20 protein-coding genes and 1 pseudogene are annotated in these 16998 nt (G+C 48.4%); 10 read left to right on the top strand and 11 right to left on the bottom strand.

The window, feature by feature from the left end; translation table 11 throughout:
• Nucleotides 1–423: 423 nt before the first annotated feature.
• From tnaC to E1B03_RS16540, 4 genes are all read left to right on the top strand, one after another.
• On the top strand, nucleotides 424–501 hold the full coding sequence (tnaC, locus tag E1B03_RS26750; RefSeq protein WP_103771344.1) for a tryptophanase leader peptide: 78 nt from the start codon (nucleotides 424–426) through the stop codon (nucleotides 499–501).
• A 267-nt stretch (nucleotides 502–768) separates the two neighbouring features.
• Nucleotides 769–2184, top strand: coding sequence for a tryptophanase (gene tnaA, locus E1B03_RS16550; protein ID WP_103771262.1), 1416 nt, complete (start codon nucleotides 769–771; stop codon nucleotides 2182–2184).
• A gap of 107 nt (nucleotides 2185–2291) precedes the next feature.
• Nucleotides 2292–3542 (top strand): low affinity tryptophan permease TnaB, encoded by a 1251-nt coding sequence (tnaB, locus tag E1B03_RS16545; RefSeq protein ID WP_103771261.1) that lies wholly within the window; start codon nucleotides 2292–2294, stop codon nucleotides 3540–3542.
• Nucleotides 3543–3664: 122 nt separating this feature from the next.
• Complete coding sequence (locus tag E1B03_RS16540) at nucleotides 3665–4543, top strand: SphA family protein (protein WP_246044117.1); 879 nt, start codon at nucleotides 3665–3667, stop codon at nucleotides 4541–4543.
• Nucleotides 4544–4595: 52 nt separating this feature from the next.
• Here E1B03_RS16540 and ompC read toward each other — a convergent pair whose 3' ends face one another.
• The gene (gene ompC, locus E1B03_RS16535; RefSeq protein ID WP_103771259.1) at nucleotides 4596–5783 is read right to left on the bottom strand and encodes a porin OmpC; all 1188 of its coding nucleotides are present in this window, start codon (nucleotides 5781–5783) and stop codon (nucleotides 4596–4598) included.
• Nucleotides 5784–6222: 439 nt separating this feature from the next.
• On the opposite strand from ompC, the gene E1B03_RS16530 reads away from it, so the two are divergent.
• The 3 genes from E1B03_RS16530 (at nucleotide 6223) to E1B03_RS16520 (ending at nucleotide 8870) form a co-directional block, all read left to right on the top strand.
• The gene (locus tag E1B03_RS16530; protein ID WP_103771258.1) at nucleotides 6223–6915 is read left to right on the top strand and encodes a phosphohydrolase; all 693 of its coding nucleotides are present in this window, start codon (nucleotides 6223–6225) and stop codon (nucleotides 6913–6915) included.
• Nucleotides 6916–6991: 76 nt separating this feature from the next.
• Complete coding sequence (locus E1B03_RS16525; RefSeq protein WP_133086586.1) at nucleotides 6992–8422, top strand: DNA cytosine methyltransferase; 1431 nt, start codon at nucleotides 6992–6994, stop codon at nucleotides 8420–8422.
• Nucleotides 8403–8870 (top strand): very short patch repair endonuclease, encoded by a 468-nt coding sequence (locus E1B03_RS16520; RefSeq protein ID WP_133086585.1) that lies wholly within the window; start codon nucleotides 8403–8405, stop codon nucleotides 8868–8870. Before E1B03_RS16525 ends, E1B03_RS16520 begins: the two co-directional genes overlap by 20 nt.
• On the opposite strand, the gene yedA is transcribed toward E1B03_RS16520, so the two are convergent.
• Entirely contained in the window at nucleotides 8862–9782 is a 921-nt protein-coding gene (yedA, locus tag E1B03_RS16515; RefSeq protein WP_133086584.1) for a drug/metabolite exporter YedA, read from the bottom strand. The two genes, E1B03_RS16520 and yedA, sit on opposite strands and share 9 nt — an antisense overlap.
• A 175-nt stretch (nucleotides 9783–9957) precedes the next feature.
• Here yedA and E1B03_RS16510 point away from each other — a divergent pair, with 175 nt between their 5' ends.
• Both E1B03_RS16510 and E1B03_RS16505 read left to right on the top strand, forming a co-directional pair.
• A complete protein-coding gene (locus E1B03_RS16510; RefSeq protein ID WP_181012809.1) occupies nucleotides 9958–10872 on the top strand; it encodes a DUF808 domain-containing protein in 915 nt (304 codons plus the stop codon).
• Nucleotides 10873–10949: 77 nt separating this feature from the next.
• Entirely contained in the window at nucleotides 10950–11132 is a 183-nt protein-coding gene (locus tag E1B03_RS16505) for a YodC family protein (RefSeq protein ID WP_103771253.1), read from the top strand.
• A gap of 206 nt (nucleotides 11133–11338) precedes the next feature.
• Here E1B03_RS16505 and yodD read toward each other — a convergent pair whose 3' ends face one another.
• Entirely contained in the window at nucleotides 11339–11566 is a 228-nt protein-coding gene (gene yodD / locus E1B03_RS16500) for a YodD family peroxide/acid resistance protein (protein ID WP_003030417.1), read from the bottom strand.
• A 163-nt stretch (nucleotides 11567–11729) separates the two neighbouring features.
• Here yodD and dsrB point away from each other — a divergent pair, with 163 nt between their 5' ends.
• Entirely contained in the window at nucleotides 11730–11918 is a 189-nt protein-coding gene (dsrB, locus tag E1B03_RS16495) for a protein DsrB (RefSeq protein ID WP_003030419.1), read from the top strand.
• A 51-nt stretch (nucleotides 11919–11969) separates the two neighbouring features.
• Here the strand turns inward: dsrB and rcsA are convergent, their stop codons facing one another.
• From rcsA to fliL, 8 genes and pseudogenes are all read right to left on the bottom strand, one after another.
• A complete protein-coding gene (gene rcsA / locus E1B03_RS16490) occupies nucleotides 11970–12593 on the bottom strand; it encodes a transcriptional regulator RcsA (protein ID WP_103771252.1) in 624 nt (207 codons plus the stop codon).
• A gap of 278 nt (nucleotides 12594–12871) precedes the next feature.
• Nucleotides 12872–13667 (bottom strand): annotated as a pseudogene (gene fliR / locus E1B03_RS16485) (flagellar biosynthetic protein FliR).
• Between the two features lie 8 nt (nucleotides 13668–13675).
• Nucleotides 13676–13945 (bottom strand): flagellar biosynthesis protein FliQ, encoded by a 270-nt coding sequence (gene fliQ / locus E1B03_RS16480; RefSeq protein WP_003030425.1) that lies wholly within the window; start codon nucleotides 13943–13945, stop codon nucleotides 13676–13678.
• A 9-nt stretch (nucleotides 13946–13954) separates the two neighbouring features.
• Nucleotides 13955–14692, bottom strand: a complete 738-nt coding sequence (gene fliP, locus E1B03_RS16475) for a flagellar type III secretion system pore protein FliP (protein ID WP_006684053.1) — start codon at nucleotides 14690–14692, stop codon at nucleotides 13955–13957.
• On the bottom strand, nucleotides 14692–15069 hold the full coding sequence (gene fliO, locus E1B03_RS16470; protein ID WP_103771250.1) for a flagellar biosynthetic protein FliO: 378 nt from the start codon (nucleotides 15067–15069) through the stop codon (nucleotides 14692–14694). The genes fliP and fliO overlap by 1 nt, the downstream gene beginning before the upstream one ends.
• Complete coding sequence (gene fliN, locus E1B03_RS16465) at nucleotides 15069–15482, bottom strand: flagellar motor switch protein FliN (protein ID WP_133086583.1); 414 nt, start codon at nucleotides 15480–15482, stop codon at nucleotides 15069–15071. The genes fliO and fliN overlap by 1 nt, the downstream gene beginning before the upstream one ends.
• Nucleotides 15479–16483: a flagellar motor switch protein FliM gene (fliM, locus tag E1B03_RS16460; protein WP_048218013.1), complete on the bottom strand. Its 1005-nt coding sequence runs from the start codon at nucleotides 16481–16483 to the stop codon at nucleotides 15479–15481. The genes fliN and fliM overlap by 4 nt, the downstream gene beginning before the upstream one ends.
• Before the next feature lie 4 nt (nucleotides 16484–16487).
• Nucleotides 16488–16955 (bottom strand): flagellar basal body-associated protein FliL, encoded by a 468-nt coding sequence (gene fliL / locus E1B03_RS16455; protein WP_016153493.1) that lies wholly within the window; start codon nucleotides 16953–16955, stop codon nucleotides 16488–16490.
• Nucleotides 16956–16998: the final 43 nt, after the last annotated feature.

The raw sequence follows: 16998 nt of genomic DNA, 5'->3' as shown, positions 1-16998 counted from the left end.
GAGCAGAACCTGCAAAACTTAGCAGTGTCCGCATTCGATTTGGCACATTGAGAATCAGTTCAACCTGAAAAATGGTTGCTGACGATCAGATGATTAAAATTTCCAGTATCAAAGCCTCAGGTTAAGTGAAGGGAACTTACGTCATTAAGGATAACACGTAGAGTCGACATTGATATATGAGGGCAAGAAAAGCGTGATCTGATTCAGGAAATTTTAATCGGCAAAGATGCGGCATGAAAACGACGGTTCGTTGGATATGATTCAGGATTTATATCCACAAAGAAACTCACCCTGAACGTTACATTATCTGGGTTGTTCAGCACTAATTTATCGTGATTCTAATCACAATAACTTTAACTGCTAATAGACAAAAGATCGCCAGACTATAATGATGGCACCATGTTTAATAAGAGTTGACATCTAATGATTAGCTTATTTAATACATATCTGACCTCTAAGTGGTTCAACATCGATACGATGATTGTCAATCATCGCCCATAATTTTTTCTCCTTTCCTTTTCGTACAATTTGCACAGGAATAGGTTAAATCCCTGTACTTTTTGTATGTCCTGAATAATCCATAATTTATTGACTGTACAATCTTACTATACCTTTCTTACGCGTAAATACAGGCGTAGGTCTACGGTTATGGGGATGTGCGGGTAATATTTATATGGTCTATTCATCGATATTAAAAATGCTTCGGTAATTCATGTCTATGGGTTACTGCAGGCGTGGTATGTGTATATCTAATACAGGAAATATTCCATGAATAACTTTAAACATTTACCAGAACCATTCCGTATTCGTGTTATTGAACCCGTAAAACGTACAACGCGGGAACACCGTGAAAATGCGATTATTAATTCTGGTATGAACCCGTTCCTGCTTGATAGTGAAGATGTATTTATTGATTTATTGACAGACAGCGGTACTGGCGCTATCACCCAAAATATGCAAGCAGCAATGTTAAGGGGAGATGAAGCATATAGCGGAAGCCGTAGCTACTATGCACTTGCTGATGCAGTTAAAAATATTTTTGGATATCAGTACACTATCCCAACTCACCAGGGACGAGGTGCCGAGCAGATTTATATCCCTGTGCTGATCCGTAAACGTGAGCAGGAAAAAGGGTTGGACAGAAGTAAAATGGTTGTATTCTCAAACTACTTCTTCGATACAACTCAGGGACACAGTCAAATTAATGGCTGTACCGTTCGTAATGTTTATACAAAAGAGGCATTTGATACAGCGGTACGCTGTGATTTTAAGGGGGATTTTGACCTCGAAAAACTGGAGGAAGGTATCCAGGAAGTAGGGCCAAATAACGTTCCTTATATTGTCGCTACGATCACGTGTAACTCTGCGGGGGGGCAGCCGGTTTCACTGGCAAACCTGAAGGCAACGTATCAACTGGCGAAGAAATACGATATTCCCGTAGTGATGGACTCTGCCCGATTTGCTGAAAACGCATATTTCATCCAGCAAAGAGAAGCTGCTTATAAAGGCTGGAGTATTGAGGAGATTACCCGCGAGACCTATAAATATGCCGATATGTTGGCCATGTCGGCGAAGAAAGATGCGATGGTGCAGATGGGGGGACTGCTCTGTATTAAGGATGACAGCTATTTTGATGTCTATACCGAATGCCGTACGCTTTGTGTGGTGCAGGAGGGTTTCCCTACCTATGGTGGCCTGGAAGGCGGAGCAATGGAACGTCTGGCAGTTGGTCTAACTGATGGCATGAATCAGGACTGGCTGGCCTATCGTATTGCACAAATTCAGTATTTGGTTGATGGTCTTGAAGCTATCGGGGTGACCTGTCAGCAAGCCGGTGGACATGCGGCTTTCGTAGATGCAGGAAAATTACTACCGCATATTCCTGCTGAACAATTCCCGGCACAGGCTCTGGCATGCGAGCTTTATAAAGTCGCGGGTATTCGCGCAGTAGAGATTGGCTCATTTTTACTGGGCAGGGATCCTAAAACGGGGATTCAGCTACCGTGTCCGGCAGAGTTGTTACGTTTAACCATTCCGCGTGCGACATATACGCAATCGCATATGGATTTCATTATTGAAGCCTTTAGCCATGTGAAAGAGAATGCCCCAAATATTAAAGGATTAACTTTTACATATGAACCTAAAGTTCTGCGTCACTTTACAGCCCGATTAAAAGAAATCTAATCGTTAATAATGAGCCATGAATGGCTGTACTCCCTCGCCATTCATGGCTCACATTTTATATAAATAATATGATAGTGAATATATACATTTCATGAAAAGAGGCTCGTATGGAAGAAAATTCCAGTTCAAAGCATTCATCTTTTTGGGGGATTATGGTGATTGCTGGCACCGTAATTGGCGGAGGGATGTTTGCATTACCTGTTGATCTTGCCGGTGCCTGGTTTTTTTGGGGCGCATTTATACTAATTATATCGTGGTTTTCAATGTTGCATTCAGGCTTGCTACTTTTGGAGGCAAACCTAAATTATCCTGTCGGTTCTAGCTTTAACACCATTACAAAAGATTTGATTGGTAATAAATGGAATGTGATCAGCGGAGCAACAGTCGCCTTTGTTTTATATATATTGACTTATGCCTATATTTCAGCAAACGGTGCTATTATAAGTGAAACGATATCTATGCATTCGGATAGCCATGTTAATCCAAGGATCATAGGTGTTTGTACCGCGCTGTTTGTAGCTGCTGTATTATGGTTTAGTTCATTGGCAGCTAGTCGAATAACATCATTATTCCTTGGGATAAAAATTCTTGCTTTTGTGATTGTTTTTGGTTCGCTTTTCTTCCAGGTCGATTACTCAATTTTAAGTGGTATGAGCGAAGTAAACGAAGATAGTCGTTCGTTTTTTCCTTATATCTTTATGGCTATCCCTGTGTGTCTGGCTTCCTTCGGCTTTCATGGTAATATTCCCAGCTTGATCATCTGCTACGGAAAGAAAAAAGATAAACTGATTAAAAGTGTTGTACTGGGTTCTTTTCTGGCACTGGTTATCTATTTGTTCTGGCTATACTGCACGATGGGTAACATCCCTCGTGAGAGTTTCAAAGGCATTATTGCTTCTGGTGGTAATGTTGATGCTTTGGTGGGTTCATTTTTGGGAACCAATCAGAGTGGCTTAATTGAATTTTGTTTGCTCGTATTCTCTAATTTGGCCGTTGCCAGCTCTTTCTTTGGCGTTACATTAGGATTATTTGACTTTCTTGCTGACCTGTTCAAGTTCGACAATTCCCACTTTGGACGATTTAAAACAGTAATGCTGACATTTTTGCCGCCAACGTTGCTTTATCTGTTATTCCCTAACGGCTTTATCTATGGGATCGGTGGGGCAGGATTATGTGCAACGATCTGGGCTGTTATTATTCCGGCGGTGCTGGCCTTGAAATCAAGGAAAAAATTCCCTAATCAAATATTTACTGTATGGGGAGGCCGGATTATCCCTGCCGTAGTTATTCTTTTTGGCATTGTCGTGATCTTCTGTTGGTTTGGTAATGTACTGAATATTTTACCAAAACTGGCGTGAGGGATAGCGGACAAGAATCCAGGATTTTGATGAGTTTGTCCAGTTATCACCAGTATGCATCGGTATTGATCCGCATTTCCTTCAGTTAAACAGTATTAATGGATAGCAAAATGATAAAGAGGATGAAAAGGATTTTGCCAGGCGTGGCTTTTCTGCTCGCAGCACCTTCGGTGGTCGCCACCGAGGGAAACGGACCGGGTATTTATCCCGATGGTCTGGAAAACTATATGTCTGGGGCTCTTCCCGCCGAAGGTTTACATGTTCTGCTGTACGGAGGCAACGCGCGATATGACCACGTACGCGACAACAAAGGACATGATATTTCAGGGCCGGGCTTTAGTATGAACGTCAATATCCTGGCACCACGCATTATTTGGGTCACGGAGCAGCATCTTCTGGGGGGACAGTTGGCGTTTCATTCTATCCTTCCGCTGCTTGATGTCACGGCTAAATCGTATGGGCGGAAATATACCAGCCAGGGGCTTGGAGATATCACGCTGGGTTCAGCATTGGGTTTCCATCCTTCCCGCGATCTTCACTTTGTCTTGGGCGTGGATGTGTTTGCGCCAACAGGTGATTACGACCAATATGACCCTTCAAGTCTGGGGCGAAACTATTGGGCTGTGCAACCGGTATGGGCAATTAGCTATATCCCGCAAAAAGGCGTAAATGCGGATATAAAAATGATGTATGACTTTAATTTCCGCAATGAGGAGACTAATACGCGGTCAGGCCAGGCTTTTCATGCCGATTATGCAGTAGGATGGGCAGTGGGAAATGGTTGGGTGGTTGGTATTGGTGGTTACGCATTCATGCAGACAACCAATGATGATGGACCAAACTCAGCTTCAGCAAAAGCACAGGCCTTTTCTATCGGTCCTTCTGTTCGTTATGCCAACGACAGGGGCTGGCTCCTGACGCTGAAATGGCAGAAAGAAAGGGATGTGCGCAACCGGCCTGAAGGATCCCAGCTATACCTCAAAGCTACTATTCCACTTTAGGGCCGCAAAAAAGCCCGCTTCATATGAAGCGGGCTTGCTGTTTGTATTTCAATTAGAACTGGTAGACTAAACCAACGGCAACGATGTCGTCAGTTGCGATACCATTGCTTTCATAGAAGCTGTCGTCTTCATCCAACAGGTTGATTTTATAATCAACGTAGGTAGACATATTTTTGTTGAAGTAGTAAGTCATGCCCACATCAACGTATTTGACCAGATCTTTGTCAACATAACGCCAGTTACCACGACTAACTTCCTGACCACCTAAATCGCTGCCTTTAGACTGCAGGTAAGCGATGGATGGACGCAGGCCGAAGTCGAACTGATATTGAGCAACGGCTTCAAAGTTTTGCGTTTTGTTAGCGATACCGCCATTACCTTCGCCGTTGCCGCCGCCGTAATAGGTCATATTGCGGGTTTCGGAATACATAGCTGCCAGATAAACGTTGTAGGCATCATATTTCGCGCCAACGGTCCAGGCTTCAGCTGTTTCACCACCAGCATAGTTGTTGCGTTTGTTCATACCATCCTGATAACCACGAGCAACCTGATCGTCGGTACGGTCAGATGCGGAGTACGCAGCACCCAGGCTTAAACCGAAGTCGAAGTCATAGGAGGTAGACATACCGAAGCCGTCGCCGTTTTCTTTCGCCAGTTTACGGCTCTCACTGTTACCAGAACCTTCCTGACCACTCCATTTACCTTCACCTTCATTATTACCCTGATACTGCAGGGCGAAGTTCAGGCCATCAACCTGGCCAAAGAAGCCTTTATTGCGATAGGTGGCTACGCCGTTAGCACGGCCGGTCATATATACGTCGGTCTGGGTGTAAGTATCGCCACCAAATTCTGGCAGCATGTCGGTCCAGGCTTCTACGTCATAGACAACGCCATAGTTACGACCGTAATCGAAGGTGCCGTTCTCACCAAATCCTAAGCCAGCGAAAGCCAGACGAGTCCAGGAATCGCCTTTATCACCTTCGGTGCCGTTGGCCTGAATGTTATATTCCCACTGACCATAGCCCGTCAGCATATCGTTGATCTGCGTTTCGCCCTTAAAGCCCAGACGCGCATAGGTCATGTCGCCGTCGCTGCCTGCGTCGTCAGAGAAATAACGCAGCCCGTCGACTTTACCGTACAGATCCAGTTTATTGCCGTTCTTATTATAAATTTCAGCCGCATTCGCTGCGCCTGCAGCTAATAAAGCAGGGAGAAGCAGTGCCAGTACTTTTCTTTTCATTATGTATTCCCTTTTGATAATAATTAATATGAATATGTAGTACTATCCAAAAGACTACATTTGGATACTATCTATGAAGTTCATTTAATTTAAAATATAACATGTAACAAATGTATTTAAAATATTTCAATTTGTTTCTGTGTCAGCTTTGTATAATTTGAATAATATAGTTTTTGTGTTGATATTTACAATGTCTATATTTATGTATCAATGACTTATAATTTTTATTAATTAATATAAAGTATGTATTTTATTAATTCTGGTTATTTGTATTGTTATCATATTTGAGATTTTTATTAGAGTGTAAAGGTGGGGTGATATAACTTTTCTCAAATTATGTTTTTAATAAAATAATAAATATTGATGATGAATCGGGGCGGGGGTAGTCTAATATGAGAATTGTTGTAAGTTTGGTTTTCTTTCTACAATGTGAGATCACATGGAACTACAGTACTGGCAGTCGAAATTTGAAGCCTGGTTACGTGAAAATCATTCTGGGCACGACGCTGCCCATGACATCTTTCACTTTCGTCGTGTGTGGATGACGTCGCAAAAGTTGAGCACGGATGCGGCCGTTGACTGGTTGGTCGTTCTGACTGCTTGCTATTTCCATGACCTCGTTAGCTTGCCGAAGAACCACCCTGACCGTCATCGTTCATCAGTACTGGCAGCCCAGGAAACGCGTCGCGTTTTGATGCACGATTTCCCTGATTTTCCGCATCAACGGATACCTGCCGTGTGCCATGCCATTGAGGCGCACAGTTTCAGCGCCAAAATCGTACCAGAAACCCTTGAGGCCAAAATTGTGCAGGATGCTGACCGGCTTGAGGCGCTGGGGGCTATCGGATTAGCGCGCGTATTTGCCGTGTCTGGAGCGTTAGGCGTGGGGCTATTTGATGCGGAAGATCCCTTCGCGCGGCGGCGTAGTCTCGACGATAAACAGTACGCGCTCGATCACTTCCAGACCAAACTGTTGACGTTGCCGCTGACTATGCAAACCGAGCAAGGGCGACACTTGGCACAGCATAATGCTGACTTCTTGCTGACGTACATGGCCAAACTGAGTGCGGAGCTAAAAGGAGAATATGAAATGCTGGATCTTGACGCAATTCAACCTTTTAAAGCGCTTTAGACGTCATGACTACCGCAACGTCAACCGCGTCATTTTATGTTAATCTGTCGGTTATCCATTTCGGCCGGTTAAATGTATGCAGGATAATTTTTCAGTAGCAGGCTCCATGAACCCGATGACAGATGATAACGAAGCCTCCGCACAGGTAATTTTGGCTAAGTTGCTTGAAATTTATGACGTGAAAACGCTGGTTGCTCATCTGAATGGCGTTGGCGAGAACCGCTGGAGTCCGGCCATCTTTAAGCGAGTTGTCGCTAATGAGACGTGGCATCGCCTAAGCGACGGTGAGTTGGCACATCTGAATTCCTTGCTGCCGACGCCGCCTGCGCATCATCCACACTATGCTTTTCGCTTTATCGATCTTTTTGCCGGTATTGGCGGTATTCGTCGCGGCTTTGAGGCGATTGGCGGGCAGTGCGTGTTTACCAGCGAGTGGAACAAGCATGCGGTGCGCACCTACAAAGCGAATCACTACTGCGATCCTCACCAGCATCAATTTAATGACGATATTCGTGATATCACGCTTAGTCATCATGATGGGGTGAGCGACCAGCAGGCGGCAGAACATATTCGCCAGCATGTTCCTGAGCATGATGTTCTGTTGGCGGGGTTTCCTTGTCAGCCATTCTCACTGGCCGGCGTATCAAAGAAAAACGCGTTAGGGCGGGCTCATGGCTTCGCCTGCGACACGCAAGGCACACTGTTTTTTGACGTGGTGCGCATTATTGATGCGCGTCGGCCAGCAATCTTTGTGCTTGAAAACGTCAAAAACCTGAAGAGTCACGATCAGGGAAAAACCTTCCGTATCATTATGCAAACGCTGGATGAGCTGGGGTATGACGTGGCGGATGCAGACGATAACGGGCCGGACGATCCGAAAATTATCGATGGGCAACATTTCTTGCCTCAGCATCGCGAACGTATTGTGCTCGTCGGCTTTCGCCGCGATCTGAATCTGAAATCAGACTTCACGCTGCGCGATATCGTCTCCCGCTATCCTCAGCGGCGCACTACGCTGGCGGAGCTGCTTGAGCCGACCGTCGAGGCAAAATATGTGCTGACGCCGGTGCTGTGGAAATATCTGTATCGCTATGCGAAGAAGCATCAGGCGCGGGGGAATGGATTTGGCTATGGCATGGTGTATCCCGACAATCCCGATTGCGTAACGCGCACATTATCTGCACGTTATTATAAAGACGGTGCCGAGATCCTTATTGACCGCGGCTGGGACATGGCGTTGGGTGAAAAGGATTTCGACGATCCGCACAATCAGCGGCATCGACCGCGCAGGCTGACGCCCAGAGAGTGCGCACGGCTGATGGGATTTGAATCCCCCCAGGGCTATCAGTTCAGGATCCCGGTGTCGGACACGCAGGCTTATCGCCAGTTTGGTAATTCCGTGGTCGTCCCGGCATTTGCGGCGGTCGCCAGGCTGCTGGAGCCAAAAATCAAACAGGCGGTTGCTATTCGCGAGAAAGAGAACCTGCATGGCAGACGTTCACGATAAGGCAACGCGCAGTAAAAATATGCGGGCGATAGCCACCCGCGATACTGCCATTGAAAAACGCCTCGCCAGCTTGCTGACAGAGCAGGGGGTAACGTTTCGTGTGCAGGATGCGGCGTTACCCGGTCGCCCCGATTTTGTGGTGGATGATTATCGTTGTGTAATCTTTACCCACGGCTGTTTCTGGCATCATCACCACTGCTATTTGTTTAAAGTTCCCGCCACACGAACGGCGTTCTGGCTGGAAAAAATAGGGAAAAATGTTCAGCGTGATGCGCGGGATTGTGAAAAGTTGCAGACACTGGGTTGGCGCGTACTGATTGTCTGGGAGTGCGCCTTACGCGGACGTGAAAAGCTGGGGGATGACGCGTTATCCGAACGCGTCATTGAGTGGATCTGCGGCGGTGGTGCCAGCGCGCAGATCGACACTCTCGGTATTCATTTACTGTAACGTCTTTTCCGATGAGGCCACAACGGCGTCCGCTTTAACGGGGAACAGGTACTTACCAAGTGTGACCAGTACCACCGCAAACACGATCACGCCAAGCGCCAGCCATTCGATGAGGGCCAGGCTTTCTCCTCCCAGACCGGTGCCTAACAGTACGGCGACAACCGGGTTCACGTAGGCATAGCTGGTGGCTAATGCCGGACTGACGTTGCGGATCAGATACATATACGCGTTAATGGCAATAATAGAACCAAATAGCGCCAGATAGGCGACCGCCATAAAGCCCGAAAAAGTTGGCATAGTGGTCAACTTCTCTCCGGAAAGCAGCGAGGCGCACATCAGCACAATACCGGCGGCTAACATTTCGATGGCTCCGGCCATCATGCCAACGGGTAACGTTATGCGTGAACCGTACACCGAGCCAAACGCCCAGCTCATTGAACCAATCAGGATCAAAACAGCGCCCCACGGGTTACCGCTCAAATTCCCGCCGCTGTTCAGCATGATGATCCCCGCGAGTCCAATTGCGATCCCCATCCACTCCAGCTTGCGCGTTTTAATGCCAAAAAAGTGGCTAAAGCACAGCGTAAACAGCGGCACGGTGGCGACCACTACGGCGGCAATACCGGAAGGCACGTTTTGATGTTCTGCGACGGTCACCAGTCCGTTACCGACAGCCAGCAGCAGGATACCAATTAACGCGGCGTTCAGGAGCTGGTGCAGAGGCGGCAGCTTATGTCCGCGAATAAGTAAGAATGCGGTTAACAAAATTCCAGCAGAGAGAAAACGAACGCCAGCCATCATCAATGGCGGCCAGCTTTCAACGCCAATGCGAATAACGAAGTACGTGGAACCCCAAATGATGTACAGCGCGAAAAGCGCACTGAAAAGCGGTAGCAATTGCCTGAAACGCATAATCCCTCACGGTGGAAATAAAAAGGTGCAACATAGTAAACGTCAAAACTATCGTACTGGCGAGATTTATAATTACCTGCCGATGTTAAAAATTTGTTGACCAGAAAGGTCAGTTTCAGCATTGCGTGTTTTACTTCATACTTATGACTGCAAAAAAATAATATTGAGGGTAAAAATTTTGGCAGGAAGTAGCTTATTGACCTTACTCGATGATATCGCCACGTTGCTGGATGATATCTCCGTCATGGGAAAACTGGCCGCGAAAAAAACCGCGGGTGTACTGGGAGATGACCTGTCGCTCAACGCGCAGCAGGTGTCGGGCGTACGGGCAAACCGCGAACTGCCGGTAGTCTGGAGCGTGGCGAAAGGATCGTTTGTTAACAAAGTTATCCTGGTGCCGTTGGCGCTATTGATAAGCGCCTTCATTCCCTGGGCGATCACCCCCTTATTAATGGTAGGCGGGGCGTTTCTCTGTTTTGAAGGCGTGGAGAAAGTTCTCCATACCCTGCAAGCGCGTAAGCACAAAGAAACGCCGGAAGAGCGTCAGCAGCGTCTGACATCTTTGGCGGCGCAGGATCCGCTCACCTTTGAGAAAGATAAAATCAAAGGGGCTGTACGTACCGACTTTATTTTATCTGCCGAGATTGTCGCGATTACGCTGGGTATCGTAGCGGATGCGCCACTGTTGAATCAGGTGCTGGTGTTGTCTGGCATCGCGTTAGTGGTGACCGTGGGGGTTTACGGCCTGGTCGGGATTATCGTAAAGCTTGATGATATCGGGTACTGGCTGGCAGAAAAACGCAGCGCGCTTGCCCAGTCGTTGGGGAAAGGATTGCTGGTGGTTGCCCCCTGGCTGATGAAAACACTTTCTGTGGTCGGCACGCTGGCGATGTTTTTGGTCGGTGGCGGCATCGTAGTACACGGAATATCACCGCTGCATCATGCGATTGAACATTTTTCCCAACAGCAAAGTGCATTGATTGCGCTAATGCTTCCGACCCTGTTGAATCTGGTGCTCGGTTTTATTATTGGTGGGATTGTGGTGCTGTTGGTGAAAGCGGTCGCCAGACTGCGCGGAGTTTCGCACTAATTGTCGCAAGGTTGATTACGCAAAACGCCTCTTTGTCGTCTAAGGTGAAAAGGTTTCTCTTGATACAGGAGGCAGGTATGGTCTTTTCTGTCAGTGAGGAAGTCACCTCCAAAGAGGGTGGCCCACGCATGATCGTTACCGGGTATGCCAGTGGAATGGTGGAGTGTCGCTGGTACGACGGCTTTGGCGTCAAACGGGAAGCATTTCGTGAGGATGAACTGGTGCCGGGCGAGCGCAGATCGCTCTGCAAGGATACCTGAACATCTGGCTTGCGCGTAACCGGGCGCTCTCTCAACCATTAGTTATATTTATCATTTTGGTGAGAATTATTTACTTGTCACGCAAAAAAATTGCAGATAAGGTTTGTTTCACATCAGATTTCCTGGTGTAACGAATTTTCAAGTGCTTCTTGCATAAGCAAGCTTGATCCCGACCCGATAAGGGCCGGGATTTTTTTCGCCCTCAGTCAGCGATTGATCTCCGACACGCTGAAATCATGGATATCAAGCTCGAACGCGTCGGCCAGTTCATGCCATGTATGGTAATCACGTCCGTCGACGCTGACGCGTTCCGGGTCATCCTGGCTGCGATGAATTTCACTCTCGCAGATTTCGTTGATTGCCTTCAGCAGCGCGTCCACATCGACGCTGACTTCACGTTTGGCCGTATCGCTGTACTCTTTCGCGGTTTTCATCCTCATACCTCTCAACCGTTAAGGATACCGGGGGAGCGCATCCAGATATCAGATACGCACCACTTAAGTATAGACCGTCGATAAAACCCGCAATCGCACGTGCCGGGCGCTGCCAGAAAAAGGAAATTGTTCTACACTGGCACAAAGCCACAGGAGGAAAACGATGAAGGTGAATGATCGGGTTACAGTCAAAACGGACGGCGGTCCTCGTCGACCGGGCGTGGTACTGGCTATCGAAGAGTTTAGTGAAGGCACCATGTACCTGGTTTCGCTGGAAGACTACCCGCTCGGTATCTGGTTCTTCAATGAATCAGGTCATCAGGATGGTATCTTTGTGGAGAAAGTGGAGTAGGACAGTTTTGCAGTGATTCTGACTGGTGGTTTCGCCACCAGTCAGAATGTCTTAGCGCATATTCACAAAGATCCCATTGGTAACATTATCTGTGAGTCGAACAACGTGATATATCACTTGCTTATTATGCGTCTTTATCTTTCGTTTTATATTCCCCTTATGGGATGACACGGTCTTGGCCTTGATATTCATTTGGTCGGATATCTGTATTGTTCCCTGACCCTCCATCCACATGCGCAGCATGCTGGACTCGGTACGACTTAATGACAAGGTTGGCAGATTCACATCAATGACAATATCAACTTCCTTTTTCAGAATATCGCCAAGAAGTTCATCCAGTGAATCAGGTTTAATCGACTTAGAACTAATCAATAAATTTTTTCTTACTAATAGATATTCATCAAAATGTACATTGGCAATTGCCATAAACACAATAAATAATGTGCCGGGATGCTGATTAATAATTTGCTTTATTTGCTGGCTATTAGCAGGATCGTGGATAAAGCAGTCCTCATTAATAAACACCACAGCGGGTTGTTGAGAGACACAGGCGAGACTGAGTTCATCAACGCTGGAAATGTTGTTGATTTCCCTTTTTTTCACCCCCCGACTTACCAGATATCCGGTCAACCCTAGCCGGGTGTAACTGCATAAATCCATAATAATCGTTGACATGGCATACCCTCACTCAATGCGTAACGATAATTCCCCTTACCTGATTATTTCATCACAACTAAACGGAATAATAACGACCCAAGATGACGCTTTCGCTGTTTTTCAGGCGAATTTACTATCCCGTAAAGTTGCGTATAATTTGCCAGGAAACATCTTAAAGTAAAGTAAATGTTGCGTTCTGTGAGTGAGGCAAAAACAAATAAACCGCGACAGAGATATCCTGGTGGATGTTGTCGCTTTTTAAATTTAGGACAATCCTTAGTAAAACAGGATAAAAATTAAGGGTTATTATTTTCCCGGCATTTCACTGACGATATCTGCCAACAAATTAAAAATTTCGCTGAATAATCGCTCGCAGAATGGGGCTATTAATGGCATTAGGGCCGCCATTAATGAAATACCCACGGCGAGGGTAAGTGGAAAGCCGATGACGAAAATTGACAGCTGGGGCGCCATGCGATTCAACAAGCCGAGTGCGAGGTTCAGCGTGAGTAGCAGCGTCATGATCGGCAAGGCCAGCATTAGTCCGTTGAGGAAGATCAGGCTACCCGCCCGCGCCAGTGCGAGAAACGCGTTGCTGTTCACCGGATTGCCGCCGATTGGCAAGGTATGAAAGGTATCCACCAACAGTGAAATCAGCCATAAATGGCCGTTAAAGGTCAGGAACAACAGCATGGCGAGCATGTCGATCAGTCGTGCCAGCACCGGCATGTTCAGACGGCTACCGGGGTCGAAGAAGGTTGCGAAGGAGAGACCCATTTGCAGGCCGATTAATTCCCCGGCGGTACGCACTGCCGCAAACGCAAACTGCATCGTGAAACCTAAGGCGATGCCGATCAGGATTTGTTGCATTGCCTGCCATAGCGCGCCGATAGAAAAAATGGGAACGTCAACGGGAGGAATCGACGGGGCAATAACGACGGTTATCATTAATCCCAGCCCCAGTTTTACCCGTTTGGGAATGGCACGCTCGCTGAGAATAGGGGCCGTCGAGATGAGCGCCAGTATGCGCAGCAAAGGCCAGAAGTAAAGATTCAGCCAGTGGAGCCACTCGACGCTGGTCACCTGCAGCATAATGTTATCTACCCGATGATATAGGGGATATTGCTGAACAGCGTACGCACGTAGTCGAGCAGCAGGTTAAGCATCCACGGGCCGGCAACAATGATGGCAATAAACACCGCGACAATTTTAGGAATGAAGGACAGCGTCATTTCGTTAATCTGGGTTGCCGCCTGCAAAATACTGATAATAAGACCTGTGACGAGGGCGACCAACAGCAAAGGCGCGGCAAGGGCCAGGGCGACTTTCATCGCCTCTGTACCCATCATCATGACCGATTCAGGAGTCATTTCGCGCCTCTAACTGTAAAAGCTTTGTGCCAGCGAGCCGACAAGCAACTGCCAACCGTCAACCAGCACAAACAGCATCAGCTTGAACGGCAGGGCGATCGTGGCCGGGGGGACCATCATCATCCCGAGTGCCATCAGCACGCTGGCGATCACCAGGTCGATAATCAGAAACGGAATGAAAATAGTAAAACCTATCTGGAATGCCGTTTTCAGCTCGCTGGTGACATAGGCCGGAAGCAAAATTCGCATCGGTACGGCTTCTGGTCCTTGCAGTGGGCCGCTGTTTGCCAGACGGGCGAACAGAGCCAGGTCCGCTTCACGGGTTTGGCGCAGCATAAACTCACGCAGCGGCTGTGCGCCTTTCTCCATGGCTTCCTGCATGGAGATTTTCTCTTCGCTGAACGGTTGATACGCGTCGACGTAAATTTTGTCGATCACTGGCGACATGATGAAAAAGGTCAAAAATAACGCCAGGCCAAGTAGCACCTGGTTCGGCGGTGCAGAAGGTGTTCCCAGCGCATTTCGTAGCAGGCCGAAAACGATGATGATGCGGGTGAAACTGGTCATCATCAATAAAATGGCGGGCAGAAACGTCAGCGAGGTGATAAACACCAGCGTTTGTACTGGCAAAGACCAGCTTTGTCCGCCGCCTGGCAGCGGCTGGCTCACCAGACCCGGAAGCTGAGCGAGGGCAACGGGGCTGAAAAGCCATAAGCCTGCCAGCGTGATGGATAACAAACGGCGCATCAGGATCTCCCAGGACGCTTGAGCAAACTCTTCATCATGGCCTGGAAATCCGCGGGGGAGGCCGGTTTTTCTTCTGCCTCGGCCGGTGCCGGGGGCAGGGTGTGCAGTACGTTAATTTGCGAGGCCGTGACGCCCAGCACCAGGCGCGCGTCTTCAACCTCGACTATTACCACGCGCTCGCGTGGACCCAGAGAGGTACTCGCCGCAACTTTCAGTCCGCGCGTACCGGCGCTTTTGGGCGCAAATCCCAGACGTTTAATGACCCAGGCAGCCGCCAGGATTAACACGATGATCCCGAGCAGTGCGCCGCTGACCTGCACCAGCGGTGAGCCGGGTACGGCGGCTGGCTGAGAAACTGTCGCCTGGGTATTCATGATTAACGGCTCAGACGGCGCATACGTTCAGATGGGGTAATAATGTCGGTGATACGTACGCCGTATTTATCTGCGACCACCACCACTTCACCCTGGGCAATCAGGTAACCGTTGATCAGGATATCCAGCGGCTCGCCGGCCAGACCATCCAACGCGACGACCGAACCCTGCGTCAGGCGCAGCAGCTCTTTGATGGTCATACGGGTACGGCCTAATTCAACGGTCAGTTTGACCGGAATGTCCATGATCAGGTCAATGTCCTGCAAAGCACCGCTGACGTCGCCGCCGCCTAACTGCTGAAATACCGCATCGGCCGCACTTTTGGTGGGCGTGGATTTTTGCTCGTTTAACGCGTCAGCCCACAGATCGTCCAATGCGCCAGTGTTCTCATCGGACGGATTATTCATATCACTCATTTGGGCTGTTCCTCATTCAGCGAATTCAAAATCGGGTTTATCAGATGTTCTACGCGTAACGCATACTGACCGTTTACAGTGCCATACTGGCTGGTCAGTACAGGCACGCCGTCCACATGAGCAATAATGCGGTCGGGTTTTTCAATCGGCAGTACATCGCCGGGTTTCAGTTTTAAAATCTGGGATAGCCGCAGCGGAATGTCGGCAAAGTTTGCCACCAGCTCCAGCTCAGAATGCTGAACCTGACGCACCAGATTATTGCGCCAGTTCTGATCTTCATTACGCGAGTTTTCCAGCGGCGGGTTCACCAGCAGTTCACGCAGCGGTTCAATCATGCTGAATGGCAGACAGATGTTAAACTCACCGGTCAGGTTGCCAATTTCAACGTGGAACGGGGTGTTTACCACGATGTCGTTAGGAGACGTGGTGATATTGGTAAATTTCACCTGCATCTCGGAACGAACGTATTCCACTTCCAGCGGATTGATGGCTTTCCACGCGTCGCTGTAGCCTTCCAGCGCCAGCTTCAGCATGCGGTTGATAACACGCTGTTCGGTATGGGTAAATTCACGACCTTCCACTTTCGTCGGGAAGCGGCCATCACCGCCGAACAGGTTATCAACAGCGATAAATACCAGACTCGGTGAGAACACCACCAAACCCGTACCGCGCAGCGGCTTGAGGTGGATTAAGTTCAGGTTGGTCGGAACCGGTAAGTTACGCGCAAACTCGTGGTAAGGCTGGATACGGATCGCACCTACGGTAATATCCGGGCTACGGCGCAACAGGTTAAATAACCCCATACGGAACTGGCGCGCGAAGCGTTCGTTAATGATCTCCAGTGCCTGTAAACGCTCACGTACTACGCGGCGCTGGGTGTTGGGATCGTAAGGACGAATATCGCTTTCTTTTGCGATACCGGAAATGGGTTCGTCTTTAGTTTCGCTATCGCCGTTAAGCAATGCGTCGATTTCAGCCTGAGAAAGAATACTGTCGCCCATGTCTTTACCGCAGAATAAAAGCTGTATAAAGAACGTCGGTGACAACCTGTTTGGGTTGCCCAACAACGAGCGGAGTCGCGAGCGTCTCTTTGATGGCGGCAATGAGCTGTTGCTTACCTTCTTCAGTGGCAAGCGTGGCCGCGTTTTGACGAGAGAACAGCAGCAGCAAGCGACTGCGTACTTCTGGCAGATATTCGTTAAGACGTGAACGCGTCGCCTCATCTTTCATGCGCAGCGTGATACCGATATACAGTACACGGTCCGCATCACCCAGATTGACGGTAAAGGTATCCAGCGCAAAGAACACCGGGGCAGGCGGTGGAGCCGGTTCCGCTTTGACGCTGGCGGACGGCTGCTGCTGCATGCGCCAGTAGCTATATCCCGCAGTTGCGCAGGCGGCGAGGGTAATTAATACCAGCAGAGGGATCCAAATAGCGCGTTTACTTTTTTTGTTAATCGCGGAGTCAGTCATCAGATACGGGCTTCCTGTTTCGGTACAGCTTATGGGCTGATTA

Source organism: Citrobacter arsenatis, assembly GCF_004353845.1.
Lineage (GTDB): Bacteria > Pseudomonadota > Gammaproteobacteria > Enterobacterales > Enterobacteriaceae > Citrobacter > Citrobacter arsenatis.
This window is presented reverse-complemented; position numbering and strand designations above follow the sequence as displayed.

Excerpts from the sequence above, each read along its gene's own strand:
- tnaC (WP_103771344.1), top strand. The coding sequence starts at position 424 with ATGATTAGCTTATTTAATACATATCTGACCTCTAAGTGGTTCAACATC.
- tnaA (WP_103771262.1), top strand. The coding sequence starts at position 769 with ATGAATAACTTTAAACATTTACCAGAACCATTCCGTATTCGTGTTATT.
- tnaB (WP_103771261.1), top strand. The coding sequence starts at position 2,292 with ATGGAAGAAAATTCCAGTTCAAAGCATTCATCTTTTTGGGGGATTATG.
- E1B03_RS16540 (WP_246044117.1), top strand. The coding sequence starts at position 3,665 with ATGAAAAGGATTTTGCCAGGCGTGGCTTTTCTGCTCGCAGCACCTTCG.
- ompC (WP_103771259.1), bottom strand. The coding sequence starts at position 5,783 with ATGAAAAGAAAAGTACTGGCACTGCTTCTCCCTGCTTTATTAGCTGCA.
- E1B03_RS16530 (WP_103771258.1), top strand. The coding sequence starts at position 6,223 with ATGGAACTACAGTACTGGCAGTCGAAATTTGAAGCCTGGTTACGTGAA.
- E1B03_RS16525 (WP_133086586.1), top strand. The coding sequence starts at position 6,992 with ATGCAGGATAATTTTTCAGTAGCAGGCTCCATGAACCCGATGACAGAT.
- E1B03_RS16520 (WP_133086585.1), top strand. The coding sequence starts at position 8,403 with ATGGCAGACGTTCACGATAAGGCAACGCGCAGTAAAAATATGCGGGCG.
- yedA (WP_133086584.1), bottom strand. The coding sequence starts at position 9,782 with ATGCGTTTCAGGCAATTGCTACCGCTTTTCAGTGCGCTTTTCGCGCTG.
- E1B03_RS16505 (WP_103771253.1), top strand. The coding sequence starts at position 10,950 with ATGGTCTTTTCTGTCAGTGAGGAAGTCACCTCCAAAGAGGGTGGCCCA.
- yodD (WP_003030417.1), bottom strand. The coding sequence starts at position 11,566 with ATGAAAACCGCGAAAGAGTACAGCGATACGGCCAAACGTGAAGTCAGC.
- dsrB (WP_003030419.1), top strand. The coding sequence starts at position 11,730 with ATGAAGGTGAATGATCGGGTTACAGTCAAAACGGACGGCGGTCCTCGT.
- rcsA (WP_103771252.1), bottom strand. The coding sequence starts at position 12,593 with ATGTCAACGATTATTATGGATTTATGCAGTTACACCCGGCTAGGGTTG.
- fliQ (WP_003030425.1), bottom strand. The coding sequence starts at position 13,945 with ATGACTCCTGAATCGGTCATGATGATGGGTACAGAGGCGATGAAAGTC.
- fliP (WP_006684053.1), bottom strand. The coding sequence starts at position 14,692 with ATGCGCCGTTTGTTATCCATCACGCTGGCAGGCTTATGGCTTTTCAGC.
- fliN (WP_133086583.1), bottom strand. The coding sequence starts at position 15,482 with ATGAGTGATATGAATAATCCGTCCGATGAGAACACTGGCGCATTGGAC.
- fliM (WP_048218013.1), bottom strand. The coding sequence starts at position 16,483 with ATGGGCGACAGTATTCTTTCTCAGGCTGAAATCGACGCATTGCTTAAC.
- fliL (WP_016153493.1), bottom strand. The coding sequence starts at position 16,955 with ATGACTGACTCCGCGATTAACAAAAAAAGTAAACGCGCTATTTGGATC.